Below are 14,947 nucleotides of genomic sequence, written 5' to 3' on the forward strand. Positions count from 1 at the left end.
CAGCTGTTCTTGCCGAGGTCGATACCCAGCACGGCGATCGAGCTCTTTGCCATTCCAGATCCCTCCACGTGTCCGTGGCAGAAGAATGCCACGACGGTTCAGTGAGGGGCGGGCCATCCCATAAGCCGCGTGGCCGTTGCCGTCGCCGTCCGGGAGGTCTTCCCGGTGAAGGTCGTGGCCGACGTGCTGGGCGTGGCCCGCTCCAACCTGATTGAGCAGCGACAGAATGCGACGCGCCCTCGCGGCTCCTATCACCGGGCCGACGACGACGTCATCCTGACGGCGATCCGCGCCGTGACGGACGCGCGACCGACCTACGGCTATCGGCGGGTGACGGCGATCCTGAACCGGACGCGCCGCGCCACCGGCGAACCGCTCTTGAACTATAAGAGAGTGTTCCGGCTGATGAAGCAGGGTGGCCTGCTCCTTCAGCGTCACACCGGCGTGCGACCGGTGCGCGCTCATGAGGGCCGCGTCATCGCCTCCGCGTCGAACCAACGCTGGTCCTCGGATGCGCTGGAGATCACCTGCTGGAACGGCGAGGTCGTCCGGGTTGCCTTTGCCATCGACACCCACGACCGTGAGGTGATCGCCTGGGTGGCTTCGACGGGCGGCATCACCGGCCAGATGGTGCGCGATCTGATGCTGGCCTGCGTCGAGGACCGCTTCGGCGGAGTGCGCGTGCCGCACCGCGTGCAATGGCTCGCCGACAACGGCTCCGCATACACGGCAACTGGGGACTGTCAGGAATTCCGTGTGCGGGCGGCGGATTGAACATCAGGCCGCCATGGCCCTGGTGAAGCGCTCACCGAAGATGACGGCGAACTGCGTCTTGGCCATGATCCACTCACGCGGTCCCATCTTCCACGCCTTCTCGGAGCGGTTCAAGACCAGGTAGAGCAGCTTCAACGCGGCCTCGTCGGTTGGGAAGTGACCGCGGGCGCGCACGGCCCGGCGCAGCGTGGCGTTCAGGGCCTCGATAGCGTTCATGGTGTACAGGATCCGGCGAACCTCGCCGGGGAAGGCGTAAAACGGGATCACCTCGCCCCAGGCTCGTCGCCAGCTCTGAGCGATGGCCGGGTAGCGCCGACCCCATTCGCTCGCCTCGAAGGCCGCCAAGGCCGCCTCGCCAGCCGCGGCATCGAGCGCGCGGTAGATGTCCTTCAGCGCCCCCGCCACGAGCTTGCGGTCCTTGTAGGAGACGAAGTCGAGGCTGTGGCGCAGGAGGTGAACGATGCAGGTCTGGACCAGCGCCTCAGGGAACACCGCCCGGATCGCATCGGGGAAGCCCTTCAGGCCATCGACCACGGCAAGCAGCACGTCCTCGACGCCGCGGTTCCTGAGCTCGTTCATGACCCGCAACCAGAACTTGGCGCCCTCGTTCTGCTCCAGCCACAGGCCGAGGATCTCCTTGGAGCCGTCGGCACGCACGCCCAGCGCGATGTGGACGGCCTTGTTGCGGACCACGCCCTCGTCACGCACCTTGATCCGCAGGGCGTCGAAGAACACGATCGGGTAGACCGACTCCAGCGGCCGGGCTTGCCAGGCGGCGACCTCCTCCAGAACCGCGTCGGTCACCGCACTGATCAGGTCGTGTGAGACCTCGATCCCGTAGAGCTCGCGCAGGTGCGCGACGATCTCTCGAGTGCTCATGCCGCGCGCGTACATCGACACAATCTTGTCGTCGAAGCCGGGAAAGCGGCGCTGATAGCGGGCGATCAGCTGCGGATCGAACGTCGCCTGCCGGTCGCGGGGGATCGCAGCTCGATCCGGCCCGTCTCGGTCGTGACCGTCTTGCGGCCATAGCCGTTGCGCGTGTTGCCAGCGTCCTCGCCCGCCAGATGGTGGTCCATCTCGGCGTTGAGCGCCCGCTCGGCCAGAGCCTTCTTCAACTCGTCCAACAGACCGTCGGCCTCGAAGGCCGTCTTCGGATCCGCACCGGCCAGAAGCTGGTCCAGGATCGCATCAGGAATACGGGGTGCTTTGCGTCGTGCCATCGGGAATCTCCTTCGGATCCACTATGGCCGCCCCCACACGAAATTCTTGACGGTCCCCGTTCTCGCGGTTCGACTTCAGTCGGCCATCGTCCGAATGCTCGACCGTGCCCTGGTTGGGCATGTCGGGGTTCTTGCCGTTCTTGCCGCCATTGTCAGTATCCTTGTCGGGATGGCAGCGCGTCGCCGTCAGCATCGCGCTCCTACGATGGTACGCGGAGCTGATGGAGGCCGTCCCACCTCTGCCGGTCCCGTTCACACAGGAGGCACATCGGTTTGACACCCTGGACAACACGCTCGCTTGGCTTGGCGTAACGCGTATCGTGGACGGGGTCCGAGCCCGGGCATGGTTGCGGTCCGGCAAACGACGCGGCAACGATGACGTATGATCCGGTCCGAACTCGTCACCCGTATCGCTGAGCAAAACCCGCACCTGTATGCCAAGGATGTCGAGGCGGTCGTAGACGCCTTGCTCGGGCGCATCGCTGACGCGCTGGCGGATGGCGACCGCGTCGAACTGCGCGACTTCGGCACGTTCAGCGCTCGGGACCACGATGCCCGTCGTGGGCGAAACCCCCGCAATGGCGACGCGGTGAACGTGGTCGCCAAAGCGCGTATACACTTCAAGCCGGGCAAGGCCATGCGCGAGCGGCTCAATCCGGCCGCGAGCGATCCGAAGCGGGTGTCGGATGAGACACCTGACTAGTTTTTTGCCCACACAATCCCGAGCAGGGCGCCAGAGCGGCAAAAGCACAGTTCATCTCGTCGCCGTTCGCGTAGGCGACGATAGAGCGACGCGGTGTTCTTCGGCCATGCGCGACCGAGTGAGCGCCCTGGGTAGGTCTGCTCCTAGGTGGTCGACGAGGCAGAGGCTTATGACGGGGATGGGTGGTTTGCTGACGGTCTACTTACGAGTTGAAAGGCGCTTTAGCGGACATTGCTGCCCCTTCCGCTTGCAACCCTTTGCCGAGCCCCGGACCAAATAATCCGAAATCTTTGGAGTGTCAGAGGTCCGCGGCCGAGTGTCAGTATCTGACCGAAATGTGTAAATGGCCAACGTCTTTGCAGGCAACGCTGGCGCTCTTGGTTGAACCTATCCAGGCTGTACTGGTTCATACGAAAATGTGGGAGGCGGCAATAACCTACTTGGTGCGATGCGCCTTCGCGAGTACATAATTATCAGGCTCTTTTTTATAGTCCTTGTAACGCTGAACAAAGCGATCGTGAAACTTGCAGACCCGAGGAACCATCAATAGATCCGTATACCCCCATTTTCTTTGCAAAATATCTGTCATAAATTGATCGACATCATCAATTTTATTTACCATCGTTGGGTTCGGCGCATAGAATAGGTCATAGATCGTGTGCGTTCGGTTCATTAGCGCCAGAAAATTTCGTGGATCGACGATCTTATATTGCTCCTGCCGGGGATTAAACTCGATCACCAAAGTGCTATCTTGAAGAATTGCGAGATTGTTTGCCACGATAAGTGCATCAATCCCTTCGACGTCGATCTTGATAATTTGATGTGAAGGGCGTTTGTTTTTTTCTAGTATTTCTTTCAAAGTATAGGTGTTTATAATATACGAGTCTACATCGCGGCCAAAACTGTCGACCATAGATAGTCCAGATGAGTCCGAGTGTCCGCGCACTTGATTAAACAGAAGTGGGCCGCCATCGAGGCTAATACCCGCGGGCACAAAATCAACAAGGTCCGCTACATTATTTAGGCGTGCGTTGAACGGTATCAATGACCCGGCAGTTGATGGGTCATAGCATTGGGCGCGGAAGTCGATTTTGGATGCTTTGGCGTAACGCGCCAGACGGATGGCGATGTCTCCAGCCCAAGCACCAATGTCGTATAGAATTATTGTTGAGTAATCGCTTGCCGCTATCTCTATATAGTCCTGAAATACTTTAGCGGGCGTGTTGCTTGGATTGCCGAGTATCACCTCCGGCAAACCGCTGGCAACAACGTCATATTTCTTGTTGCTGTCCGGTATAAAATTTGAATATAGATTGTCCGCTGTTGGAACATACGCGACAATACTATCTAAGATTACGAGATCGACTCCAGATCCGTGCCTTACAGATCGGAGCATTCCAACTTCCGACCGAAGTTGTTGGATTTCTTCCTTTAAGGCATCGAATTTTTCGCTCAGTTCCTGAAAATGCACACGCTCTTGCTCTGACATGCCCCAGTTTCCTCCAGCTCACATTTCAATCGGCGTGTGCTTTTCGTCGATCTATACCGTCGCTTGAGCAAATTCGGTTAACAGCCTACTATATGGTGGCTTTGGTGGATAGCGAGGAAGTCTGGTCCAGAACGGCGTTGGCGGGCTCGCGGTGTCCGCACGGCCTATGTGGTTCGCAGACGGATGTCTTCTTCCAGACAGCAGCCGCCATCCTGCTGACCATCAAGAGCCGAATTTGCGTGTCCGGCGGCGAACGACCGCTTTTGGGAAGCGCTCACTGCCGCCTGTACAGCTGAGTTGGGTCGGTAGCGACAGGACCGCTTGGGGTGGTTTTCCGCCCGTCCGCTTCAAAGCGACAAGCGCATCGAAGCGGACATCGTAATCGGGCCTGCTCACGACCCGTTGCGGCCTCCGGGAAGGTCCGCTTCCAGGCTGCCGATGGAGCAGCGGCCGTCAACCAGATTAGTGGGGCTTCCGTTCCGCTATCAGTGCGGATGCTCGACTTGCCGAACGCCATGATCCGTTAGCCTGATATGGGCTGCGAAACCAATGAGGTCCGGTCTGACCCGCTCTGGACGCAGTTCCATTGATGGGATCGCGTAATCCCCGCCGTTCTGGGAGCGGAACGGGATGGGCGGCGTCTCGAACAGGGTTCGCATCCGAGCCCTCAGTGCGGTTGCAGTTCCGTCGAACGTCGCCTCATCGGTCCGGTCGGCGCGATATAGTACGAATGGCGGCAGTACGTCGTAGCCCGGATAAAACAGTATCCCGTGGTGGATGGGGAAGAGAAGGTCGTCGATCGGCCCGTTGACCCCCCGAGGTCCATAGTGGGACGGCCAGCCTCCGGCTGTCACGATGAGCATCGCCCGCTTACCCGCGAGCGTGCCCTCTCCGTAGCGATCACCCCAGCGCGTCTCGCTGTGTTCGCCGACGCCGTAGGCGAAGCCGAACGCGTAGACGCGATCGATCCACCCCTTCAGGATCGCCGGCATCGAGAACCACCAGAGAGGAAACGCCAGGATGAGCGCGTCCGCCCAGAGCAGATCTTCCTGTGCGGCGACGACATCCTGCGTGAGGCTCCCGGTGACGAAGGCCTCGCCCGACGCGGCGGGCACCCGCAGGCGTGCCGAGGCGGGCAGGGCGGGGAAATCGAGACGGTCGACCTCGGATTTCCAGCTGATCGCGTAGAGGTCGGTCACGCGGACCGCGTGACCATCGGCCCGGAGTTCGGCCGCCGCCACATCGCGCAGGGCGTTCGTCAGCGAGGCCGGGTCGGGGTGGGCGGAGACGATGAGGATCTTCATGCGTTCGGCTCAATGAAGGAAGGAGCCGCGAAGCTATGCGCAGCCCAATCCATCCGGTAGCTGAAGGAAACGGATAGGATCATGCCGTCGCATGGATAGATCGGGCGTCACACTGGAGCGGATGCGCAGCTTCGTGCGCGTCGTGGAACGCGGCAGCCTGACGGCGGTGGCGCGCGAGCAGGGTCTGGGACAATCGACCGTCTCGCGGCATGTGGCGGAACTCGAAGGCGCACTCGGCGTCACGCTCCTCAACCGGACCACTCGGCGCATCACCCTCACCGCCGAGGGCCGCCGTTACCACGCTGAGGCACGCACCATCCTGCGGTTGGTTGATGAAGCGACGGACGCGGCGCGGAGCGCCAGCGGCGGCCTGACTGGGACGATCCGCATCTCCTGTACCGCGGCTCTAGGGGTCCGCCACGTCTGCCGGATGCTCTTCTCCATCCAAGATCGCCATCCGGAGATCGTGGTGGATCTTGGCCTGTCCGATGCGCGCATCGATCTCGTGCGGGAGGCGGTCGACGTCGCGATCCGGCTCGGCCCCCTTGCCGACAGCACCATGCAGTGCCGGACCATCGGCCGGTCTCGCCGCGTCTTGGCGGCATCACGCACCTATCTCGCGGAGCGGGGGCGGCCTGAGACGCCCGATGACTTGGCTGGCCACACCTCGATCCGCATGAGCAACGTCGCCGGAAGCGTGATGCTTTCTCTGCGCGGACGGGACGGTTCAGCGATCCTCACTCCCTTCGACGGTCGCCTATGGGTCGATCACGGGTTGGCAGCCCGCGAGGCCCTAGCCCAAGGACGCGGGATCGCTGCGGCGCATATCTGGCTCATCGACGATCTGCTGGCAGATGGGATAGTCGAGCAGATCCTGCCAGATTTTACGCCCGAGCCCGTGCCCCTATCCCTGCTCGTCGTGCCCGGTCGGACGCGCATCAAGCGCGTCCGGATGCTGGTGGATGCGCTCGCCGCTTCGCTCGCGACGCTGCCCGGCCTCATCCGGGATTGAAATCTCCTAACGGTGATGTGCGAGCGCCGGATCCACGGCTATTCCAGGCCGAAGCGGAGCGTCCGGTTTCGGCCGCGGTATCAATGCCTGCGTCCCACCCCGAGCCGAAGTTGCCAGACGGCCGACGAATGTCTCCTTCCGGGGTGCGCCGACGGCGATCCGAGCGACTGGGTTGGGTCCAGGCCGTGTCAAAACGCCGGGAAAGGGCGCTGCGCTTGGGCGACGCTCCGATCTTGCGGGAGTGGGCGTTCCATCGCTTGGGGCGACCTTTTGTGGTCGAGGTACGGTCCGTTTGAGTTGAAGGCGCTGCTGGACCGCTCTTCAGTCCCCCGGTGAGCGATTCAAGGCCCTTGCTCAGGCGGGGATCGCTGCCAAGAGCTTCCGGCTTCCCATGATGTTGAGAACCCGCGTCAGATTGTAGGCCAGGACCTGGAGTGCCATCTCGGTCGAGACGCGCGGCAAGGTCTTGGTCAAGAAGTGCGTTGCCCCCATCCGCGCCTTCAGCGTGCCGAAGGGGTGCTCGACCGTCTCGCGCCGGACCCGCATGGCCAGCGGATCGCCGTCCAATCGGCGCTGCACGGCCTCCAGCACGGCCTCGTGCTCCCACCGGGTCACCCGGCGCTCCTTGCCCGTCGTGCAGGCTCCCTTCATCGCGCAAGTCGAACAGACATTCGTCCAGTACCGATGCAGGGTCAGGCCATTCTCCACCGAGGTGTACCGATGGGACAGCGTCTGACCCGCCGGACACAGGTAGGTGTTGTCCTGACGACGGTAGAGGAAATCATCTTTGCCGAAGCGCCCGACGGCCTTCGCGCCCGAGGTCATCGGCCGGGGCAGCGTCACGGCGATGCCGGTGCGTTCGCAGGCCAGGATCTGTTCACTGGAATAGTAACCCCGGTCAGCCACCGCATCGAGCGTGTCCGCTTCCATAGCCTCTTTGGCCCGCGTGGCCATGCCGCTGAGCTGCGCCCGGTCCGAGCCGGCATTGGTGACCGCGTGCGCGACGATCAGGTGATGCTCGGTCTCGACCGCCACCTGGACGTTGTAACCCACCAAGCCCGAGCCACGCCCGCTGGTTGCCATGGATCGCGCATCGGGATCGGTCAGCGAGACCTGCCGGTCGGGCGCAGCCTTCATCTGCTCCTCCAACCCCGCCAGCCGCTCCATCTCCTGTCCGAGGCGGGCGATCTTCTCTTTCAGCCGCTCCACCTTGGCTGCCAGTTCCGGCGTGGGATCCTGACGATCGGCCGTGTCGAGCTGCGAGAGGTAGCGTGACACGCTCTCCTCGATCTGCTGGCGGCGCCGGTCGAGCTTGCCTTGCGTAAAGTTGCGGTCGCGATTGTTGACCGCCTTGAACTTCGAGCCATCGATCGCGACGCACGTCCCCGTCAGAAGGCCCATCGTGCGGCACAGAGCGACAAAGCGGGTACAGACTCGCCCGATGGCGGGGCCGTTCTGCCGGCGGAACTCGGCAATGGTCTTATGATCGGGCTACAGCTGGCCGGTCAGCCACATGACCTCGACGTTGCGGCCCGCCTCGCGCTCCAGGCGTCGGCTCGACGGGACCCGATTGAGATAGCCGTAGACGTACAGCTTCAACAGGGCGGCCGGATGATAGCCCGGTCGACCCGTCCGTGCCGCATCGACGCCTGCAAAGCCAAGCGCGCCGAGGTCCAGGGCTTCCACGAAGGCATCGACGACGCGGACAGGGTTATCCTCGGCGATCCAGTCTTCCAGGCAAGGCGGAAACAGCGTCGTCTGATCGCGCTCGGCACCGACCACAAACCGTCCCATGCCGCCCTCCGGTCGTGCAGAGGAAAGCTACCACCATCGGGGTTTTGACACAGCCAGGGTCGAGTGCGGAATGACCGCTCGGGGTGGTTTTCCGCCGGTCTGCTTTGCGGCGACTAAGTCGAGAAGCCGACATCCGTTTACAGTTTTGTCCAAGGAGTCCACAATCGCTTCTGGGTGCAAATCGATCACTCTAGCAACTGACAGAGTATCCCAGAAGGGCGATCCTACCGGTTTGATCGCACCTCAACGCCGTAGCATAATCAGTGCGTCATTCGATGCCGCCTGACATCCAATAGTAATAGTAATTTTCCTGCACTTGAATTATTTCGGCCAATAGCCTGCGTCCGTAACGGTGCATGTAAGTGTCTGATCGATGCCATATGGTTGTACTGCGCGCTCCCATTTCGCCGATTGATTGCAATAGAAGGGTATTCAAAAAAGGAGGTTGCCGGTATCTAATTGTTAAATATCTTATGTTAATCCACTGAAATCTCCTGAAAGTTGGTGCCGATGTTCAGCCTGAAATCCCGCCGCACGCCAAATAACTTGGAACTCCTTACATCCAGTCCGGCGGTGGATCATGAGAGGGCCTGGCTGTTGGCGGCGGTGGAGCAACTTGCGCACTGCCAGGATCTCGATCTCGACGATCTTCCGGACGGTATTGTCGGTCAGGCGTTGAGCAAGATTCAACTGGCGAGAGAGGCACAGCTGAAAAAGGGACGCCTGCAGCTTGCAGCGGTCGCCAAAGAGGCGTCCGAGGCCGCAATCAATATCGGTTGGACGACCTACGACGTTGGGGACATTGCTCAATCAACCGGAACGGCCGCAAGCGCTATTGAGGAAATGGCTGCTTCAATAAACGAAGTCGCGCAAAGTTCGCAGTCCGCGGGCCGCAGCGCGGACTCCGCCCAGGCTTCGATGCAGGCCTGTACGAATGACGTTCGGCAGGCGCGCGATGCGATGCAGGCGATCGAAACGCGGACTCATCAGATCGACGAGCGACTTGCAGTCCTGCAGGCGGCCGTATCCGAGATCGGCAGCATGGCCGGGACGATCGCCGCCATTTCGGGTCAGACGAACCTTCTTGCCTTGAACGCTACGATCGAAGCTGCGCGAGCGGGCGAGGCCGGCAAGGGCTTCGCGGTGGTGGCCACCGAGGTGAAGGCCCTTTCGGGTCAGACCGCGAAGTCGACGGAACAGATCCGGGCAGGTCTGATGACGCTGCAGGCCGAGATGGGACATATCGCTAAGGCCGTCGCGGAGAGCCGTGCGGCCGTCGAACGAGGCGGTGTCGTCGTCGCGTCCCTGGGTGCGCAGGTCGAGGACGCCGGTTCGCAGATTGTTCGATCGAACGAGATGGGCCAAGCGCTGGCTGCAGCCCTTGAGCAGCAGCGTACTGCGACGGCTGAGATCTCCAAAAGCGTCAACGGCATTGCCGAGAAGGCTGCCAAGACCCGTACCGAAATCGACGCAATCACCAAACGCCTTCTGAAGGCGGAAGCGATGGCCCAGGAGGGGTTGAGCGAAGAAGAGGGAAATACCGCCGCGACTGAACTGTCCCGTCTGGCTGCCGACCTTGGCGTCTGGAAGCGGACGTTGGCCTCGGTTCTCCTCGGTGCGACGACGCCCGAGCGGTCGTTGGCGATCTCACGGGAGCATGCGGCTCGGAGAGCTGTCGAAGAACTGCGGCACGATCCCAAAGCCGACCAGAGCGCGGTCCAGCGCTTCCTCGATGCTGAAGCGAAGGCACGGGCTGAGGCCGAGCGGATGATTGATGCGCTGGCGGCGCAGAATTGGGATGTCGGTACTCCGGCCTATCGGGCTGCAGGAGCAGCTATGAAAGAGATGATTTCTGCTGCCGGAGACCTGCTACAATAGCCGAATGTTACTTCCGTTTATTCGAAAGCCCAATTTCGATTAGGTAAGGCTGCCCAATACGCTCCATAGCACGCGTTGTGCGAACGGCTGCTTTGGAGAAACTCGAACTATGATCTGAACGGCAGAGTTGGGTCGTCAGCAAACGGTGGTCGGATTGGCAGCTCTAAGAGTCTCAAGGCCCCCAACGTAATCCCAGCACTCTCGAGCCCCGTCCCGCGGTAGGAGATCACATTCCATGAATCATTCGTCTTCACACGCAATCGTGACTTGATGCATCGACAGCTGAGCAGTACCAGCTTTAAATTGTAGACAATTAAATTGTTCGCAATATGAACGATTCACGTCCCGTTCTTGACCGCCTTGCTGCTACCCTCAACGTACCGATTGAGGCATTCTGGGGCTTCTTCCGCTCGTCGCACAGCGACCATGGACGCTTACATGAATGTGTCGAGCTAATAGAAGGCTTTCAGCAGCTTCAAGACCACGAGGCTCGACGCCGCTGCCTTCGCTTCGTTCAGGCCGAGGTGGACCAGATCAATCAGGCGGCGCAGCTTGATATTCGTGCGAGCTGACATCTTGGCCGTCCTTGGACGATAGGCGACCTATGGCCGCTTTTGGGGGAGAGACGTTGTTCATTGGTACGGCTGCGTTGGGTCGCAACCAGTACGTCTGCTTCGGCATCAACCCGTTCCAGAACGCCTGGCGGCCTTCGGCGATCGTGATTCGCCATGGAAAGGGTACGTACGGAATGGCGCCTTCAGGCGACCGCTCCGAGGACAGCCGCACGCTTTGTCGACGGTCGTCGGACCTCCCGGGGTTTGGATCGGTACCCATGCCTCTGCCGAGGCGGCTTCCGCGACGAGCGTCGCGGACGCATCCCCGTAGTGATCACCGCCGACGCGATGGCATCGGCGGCGATGCGGGTCGTCGCGCTATGCCGACCGGCGGCGCAGGTCCGCGATCCGGGCGTTCAGTACGGCGCGCAGCTCCTGCACCTCGACAAAAGCGGCCTCCGCCTTCTCGAAGGCGGCCAAGCCGTCTCTTTGGATTTCCTGGGTCAGCGCCTCGATGCGCCGGACCGCAGTGAGGAAGCTCGGCGTCTCGGATGAGCGGGGCTTGGTCATGGTCAATCTCCTGGTTGTAGATCAGTTGTAGGTGACGAAGGTCGGCACGACCCGGACCAAGATCGTCGCGTCGCGGAAGTGCAGGAACAGCGACATGTTGGACTTGAGCTCGCGATAGCGCTCGATGACGAGGCCGGTGTCGGCCGCGGTCACCAGCGCCCACCCCGGTTCCCAGGGCAGATCGTCGCCGTCATCCCCGTCGCCGAAGTCGAGCACCTCGACGCGCTGACCTTCGTCGTCAGCCACTTCCTGCCGCACCTGAACCGGGATGCGGTCTACCGTATCCTCAAAGCCGAGGGCCTCAATCGGCTGCCGCCGGGCGAGAAGGCCCGCAAGCCGCACGGCAGCTTCAAGGAATACGAGGTCGGGTTCATCCACGTCGACGTGAAGCACCTGCCCAAGCTGCAGGACCGCGACCGCGTCGCGCGCAAACGCTACCTGTACGTCGCCATCGATCGCGCATCTCGTTACGTGCACCTCGCCGTCAAGGACGACGAGACCACAGCCTCGGCGGTGGCCTTTCTCACGGACGCGCTCGGCGCCTTTCCGTTCCGGGTCACGTACGTGCTCACCGACCGCGGCTCGTGCTTCACGGCCGATGCGTTCGAGGCCGCCTGCGCGCGGCACGGTGTGCAGCATCGCAAGACGCGTCCTTACACGCCAAAAACCAATGGCATGGTCGAGCGCTTCAACGGCCGCGTCCAGCGGGAGGTGCTCGGCATCACGCTCTATAGCCACGCCAACCTAGAGATCGTGCTGCGCGGCTTCAACGCCGCCTACAACGGCCGCCGGCAGCGCGTACTCAACGGGCTCTCGCCCGAAATGGTGCTGCGTCAGCGTCTGGAAGCCGATCCCGCATTGGCCAACCCAACCTACAGACCACCCAGTCCCCATCTCATCAAACAAGCCCTCCGCATCGTTGAAGATGCCAAGGAGGTCTCACATCCAGACAGCTAGGGGTGGGTGATCGGTGGAATGCTGTGAACTGCCGGTCGGATGTTCCGTTTCGGGCTAAGAAGCTGGGTGGCCTCGAGCCCGGATAGGAGGATGCGAGGCTGCTTCTGACCGGAAGCGACCTCGCACGCGTTTGGCTGGTCTTCCCTTTCGCGTTAGCGCATGAAGGGCTCGCATAGTGGAAGGTGGGGCTCCTCGGGGCGTCGAACTGTTCCGCCACCGCTCTGGCGGGTCCAGGCCGGCATCGACGCGCTCGGCGAGGACGTCGGTTTCCTCATCGTCTATTACGGCTCCGACAAGTATGGCGGCTGGCAGTCGCTGGACCTGCTTCAGCGCAACATCTCAATGCTGGGCCAATTCGGTCTGGGGCAGTGGAAGGACGGTTTTCCCACCTCGCGAATGCTGCAGGTGTCGGAGTTCGTCAGTGCCCTGGGCTTGACCGCGCGCAAGCCGGCACGCGGACCGAATGTCCCGTTCAAGGTTACCGCCGAATGCAACCGCTGGGATTAAGTTAGAATACTGGGAAACGGGGTCATCGCACCGGTCTCAGGTAGCTTCGTCCGTGCATTAACCCGCGAAGCAATTCTCCGGATCGACGCACTCGTGTCCCTCGCAGCCTGATGTGACCATCAGCTCTTTCGAGGGTTTATCCGTGCGCAATAACTGCGCAGGGCAACATTCTTTACGGCGGGCAGGCAGCCATAGCCTCTGCGGATGCTTCCAAGCGGTGGGCAGCTTCACCTTCGGGAATGGGCCCGCCGTCAGATCGGAGAACCAGACCGGCGCTTTGCAAATCATTCTTGAGTACCGCAGGATTTTTCAGCATCGTGTTACGCCCTGGCCACCGACAAGCCGACAGAAGCTGCGGGGCTGGCAACGTTGGAACCTCAGCGACGCACACATGAAGCACAGCGTCGTGCGCCCGCACCTGGGGAGGACAGGCTTGGTGAGGCGACATCGAGTTGGCTCACAAGCATCGTCACTTTTGCCGCGTGTAGGCTACGCCCGGGGCTTCAATTCAATTTACACAGCGCTACCGAGCACGAGCGCGCACAGTCTGGATCTCCCTGATCGGGCTTCCGTCGAGGGGAGGCAGCTTCACCTTTGCGATGGCCTTACGTGCGCTCCGCATCACAGGCCCTTCGCTGTAGACGTCGAGCGTGATCGAGTCGTTCTTATGTCCGACGATCGCGGCGATCATCGCGTCGTTCACGCCTGCCTGCTCGGCACGCGAGGTGAACCACCGCCGGAAGCTGTGGAAGTTGATCCGGGCTCTCCGCTTGCCGTCGACCACGTCGTCGACCCCGACGTCGCGCCGGTACTCGGTGAAATGGTTGGAGGTCTTGAACGATCGCTCCCGCATCGAGCCGACCTTTTTAACCGGCGGCCATTCGGGGAACAGGTCGTCATCGAGCCCCTTGCCGAGGCAGCGCCGAGCGATAACCAATACCAGGTCCGGATGGATCGGAACGTAGCGCGCGTGGGTCTCTTTCTTGCACGGACGGAACAGGATCACGCCGTTCCGGGTGTCGCAGACCTTCAGGTCGACGATCACGTCAAGGCGCGCACCGGTGAGCGCGCCGATGTACATGAGGTCGAGCATGTGCGGCGATGCAGGTCCCGTTAGCAGCTTGGCGATTTCCGTGTCCGTGAACGGACGCTCCTCCTCACCAGATTTTGGTCCGGTCTTCCTGTGGCCCACCCTGTCCCAGGGGTTCGAGGCGGCGACCTCGGTGACTGTGGCTAGGTAGGCCCAGAACGAGGAGAGGCGCGACAGGTACTTGTTGCACGTCACCGGCTCGACGCCGGCCAATTGGGGGAGCTTCCTTGAGAAGGCGTGGGCGCGCAGGGGTGTGATCCGCTCGATCTCTGGATCGATGTCCTCGGTCCTCAGCCATTCCAGCAGAAAACGGATCGCCCTGGCGTCATCCGCCTTCGTCCGCTTTTCCACCTGGGATCCAGCCATGTACGCCTCGTGGAACTCAACAAAAGGAGTTCCTGCCCCGCGGGCGATGCGTCCGAAGCGCCGCGCCTCGACTGCCGACGCGGGATTGTAGCGCCATCCCGAATCCGGCCCCTCGCCGTCCGCCGCCGGCACCTCCACTTCTTCCGCGTCCCGCGAGAAGATCTCCGCGGTCCTGCTCACGATGATGGCGTGGTACTCGTCCCACTCCGCCTGGGAGGTCGGACGGTCCTGAGCCTCCCGCGCCCATTTCGCGAGCTCTATGGCCTCCCGGGTTGTCGATTGCTTCTCACGCCCGACCTTGGTTAGTGCCTCAGCGATCTGGGCCTTGAAGCGCTTGACGTAAGGCCCCTTAAGCAGGGCGGCGGTCCGAAGTGAGTCGGTGCCAAGGTCGTGCCGCAGCTTCGGCCGACCGATGAGTTCCCGCACCGCCGCTGGCACATTCACCGAGACGCGCCAGTTATTGCCGTGCTTCTCAAGGTAGGCCTGTTCGGGCGAAACACGGCGGGGCATGTATCCCTCTGAAGGGTGACATCAAAAATTAGACCCTCGTTAGACCCATGGCCCATGGCGTCCGCGGACTCAATTGCGGTAGGCTGCTTAGCTCGACTTTGGCCATTCATGCGGCGTGGCAGAGCGCATAGGCCCAGGGCGCTGGCAAACGGAAGCGGGGTTTTGTTCGGGCGCGTCGGCGCCGTGATGTTGCCAAAGTCCGCTCGCGCCAGATCG

General features: G+C 61.8%; 11 protein-coding genes and 3 pseudogenes. 6 read left to right on the plus strand and 8 right to left on the minus strand.

Going from position 1 to position 14,947, the window contains the following annotated elements; genetic code table 11:
* Positions 1 to 165 precede the first annotated feature (165 nt).
* Positions 166 to 774: a DDE-type integrase/transposase/recombinase gene (locus ACLBYB_RS31400; protein ID WP_447701180.1), complete on the plus strand. Its 609-nt coding sequence runs from the start codon at positions 166 to 168 to the stop codon at positions 772 to 774.
* Positions 775 to 777: 3 nt separating this feature from the next.
* Here the strand turns inward: ACLBYB_RS31400 and ACLBYB_RS31405 are convergent.
* Positions 778 to 1,997 (minus strand): annotated as a pseudogene (locus ACLBYB_RS31405) (IS256 family transposase).
* Complete coding sequence (locus tag ACLBYB_RS31410; RefSeq protein WP_447701181.1) at positions 1,966 to 2,190, minus strand: hypothetical protein; 225 nt, start codon at positions 2,188 to 2,190, stop codon at positions 1,966 to 1,968. The pseudogene ACLBYB_RS31405 and the gene ACLBYB_RS31410 overlap by 32 nt, the downstream one beginning before the upstream one ends.
* Before the next feature lie 189 nt (positions 2,191 to 2,379).
* On the opposite strand from ACLBYB_RS31410, the gene ACLBYB_RS31415 reads away from it, so the two are divergent.
* Entirely contained in the window at positions 2,380 to 2,700 is a 321-nt protein-coding gene (locus ACLBYB_RS31415; protein ID WP_447701182.1) for an integration host factor subunit beta, read from the plus strand.
* A 436-nt stretch (positions 2,701 to 3,136) separates the two neighbouring features.
* On the opposite strand, the gene ACLBYB_RS31420 is transcribed toward ACLBYB_RS31415, so the two are convergent.
* Complete coding sequence (locus tag ACLBYB_RS31420) at positions 3,137 to 4,189, minus strand: FkbM family methyltransferase (protein WP_447701183.1); 1,053 nt, start codon at positions 4,187 to 4,189, stop codon at positions 3,137 to 3,139.
* 485 nt (positions 4,190 to 4,674) lie between these two features.
* On the minus strand, positions 4,675 to 5,493 hold the full coding sequence (locus ACLBYB_RS31425; RefSeq protein ID WP_447701184.1) for an NAD(P)H-dependent oxidoreductase: 819 nt from the start codon (positions 5,491 to 5,493) through the stop codon (positions 4,675 to 4,677).
* Positions 5,494 to 5,584: 91 nt separating this feature from the next.
* Between ACLBYB_RS31425 and ACLBYB_RS31430 the strand changes: the two genes are divergently transcribed.
* On the plus strand, positions 5,585 to 6,505 hold the full coding sequence (locus ACLBYB_RS31430) for a LysR family transcriptional regulator (protein ID WP_447701185.1): 921 nt from the start codon (positions 5,585 to 5,587) through the stop codon (positions 6,503 to 6,505).
* Between the two features lie 354 nt (positions 6,506 to 6,859).
* Here the strand turns inward: ACLBYB_RS31430 and ACLBYB_RS31435 are convergent.
* A pseudogene (locus ACLBYB_RS31435) lies at positions 6,860 to 8,299 on the minus strand (IS1182 family transposase).
* A gap of 510 nt (positions 8,300 to 8,809) precedes the next feature.
* Between ACLBYB_RS31435 and ACLBYB_RS31440 the strand changes: the two are divergent.
* Positions 8,810 to 10,177 (plus strand): methyl-accepting chemotaxis protein, encoded by a 1,368-nt coding sequence (locus tag ACLBYB_RS31440; RefSeq protein WP_447701186.1) that lies wholly within the window; start codon positions 8,810 to 8,812, stop codon positions 10,175 to 10,177.
* A gap of 452 nt (positions 10,178 to 10,629) precedes the next feature.
* Here ACLBYB_RS31440 and ACLBYB_RS31445 read toward each other — a convergent pair whose 3' ends face one another.
* Positions 10,630 to 10,752: a hypothetical protein gene (locus tag ACLBYB_RS31445; protein ID WP_447701187.1), complete on the minus strand. Its 123-nt coding sequence runs from the start codon at positions 10,750 to 10,752 to the stop codon at positions 10,630 to 10,632.
* A 357-nt stretch (positions 10,753 to 11,109) separates the two neighbouring features.
* Entirely contained in the window at positions 11,110 to 11,301 is a 192-nt protein-coding gene (locus ACLBYB_RS31450) for a hypothetical protein (protein ID WP_447701188.1), read from the minus strand.
* 216 nt (positions 11,302 to 11,517) lie between these two features.
* Between ACLBYB_RS31450 and ACLBYB_RS31455 the strand changes: the two are divergent.
* Positions 11,518 to 12,258 (plus strand): annotated as a pseudogene (locus ACLBYB_RS31455) (DDE-type integrase/transposase/recombinase); the annotation flags it as partial.
* Positions 12,259 to 12,417: 159 nt separating this feature from the next.
* On the plus strand, positions 12,418 to 12,765 hold the full coding sequence (locus tag ACLBYB_RS31460) for a hypothetical protein (RefSeq protein ID WP_447701189.1): 348 nt from the start codon (positions 12,418 to 12,420) through the stop codon (positions 12,763 to 12,765).
* A gap of 523 nt (positions 12,766 to 13,288) precedes the next feature.
* On the opposite strand, the gene ACLBYB_RS31465 is transcribed toward ACLBYB_RS31460, so the two are convergent.
* A complete protein-coding gene (locus ACLBYB_RS31465; RefSeq protein WP_447701190.1) occupies positions 13,289 to 14,731 on the minus strand; it encodes a tyrosine-type recombinase/integrase in 1,443 nt (480 codons plus the stop codon).
* Positions 14,732 to 14,947: the final 216 nt, after the last annotated feature.

The organism is Methylobacterium sp. D54C (assembly GCF_053345595.1).

Coding starts and splice junctions, on each gene's coding strand:
- ACLBYB_RS31430 (WP_447701185.1), top strand. CDS start 5,585: ATGGATAGATCGGGCGTCACACTGGAGCGGATGCGCAGCTTCGTGCGC.
- ACLBYB_RS31450 (WP_447701188.1), bottom strand. CDS start 11,301: ATGACCAAGCCCCGCTCATCCGAGACGCCGAGCTTCCTCACTGCGGTC.
- ACLBYB_RS31410 (WP_447701181.1), bottom strand. CDS start 2,190: ATGCTGACGGCGACGCGCTGCCATCCCGACAAGGATACTGACAATGGC.
- ACLBYB_RS31420 (WP_447701183.1), bottom strand. CDS start 4,189: ATGTCAGAGCAAGAGCGTGTGCATTTTCAGGAACTGAGCGAAAAATTC.
- ACLBYB_RS31440 (WP_447701186.1), top strand. CDS start 8,810: ATGTTCAGCCTGAAATCCCGCCGCACGCCAAATAACTTGGAACTCCTT.
- ACLBYB_RS31460 (WP_447701189.1), top strand. CDS start 12,418: ATGAAGGGCTCGCATAGTGGAAGGTGGGGCTCCTCGGGGCGTCGAACT.
- ACLBYB_RS31445 (WP_447701187.1), bottom strand. CDS start 10,752: ATGTCAGCTCGCACGAATATCAAGCTGCGCCGCCTGATTGATCTGGTC.
- ACLBYB_RS31415 (WP_447701182.1), top strand. CDS start 2,380: ATGATCCGGTCCGAACTCGTCACCCGTATCGCTGAGCAAAACCCGCAC.
- ACLBYB_RS31465 (WP_447701190.1), bottom strand. CDS start 14,731: ATGCCCCGCCGTGTTTCGCCCGAACAGGCCTACCTTGAGAAGCACGGC.
- ACLBYB_RS31425 (WP_447701184.1), bottom strand. CDS start 5,493: ATGAAGATCCTCATCGTCTCCGCCCACCCCGACCCGGCCTCGCTGACG.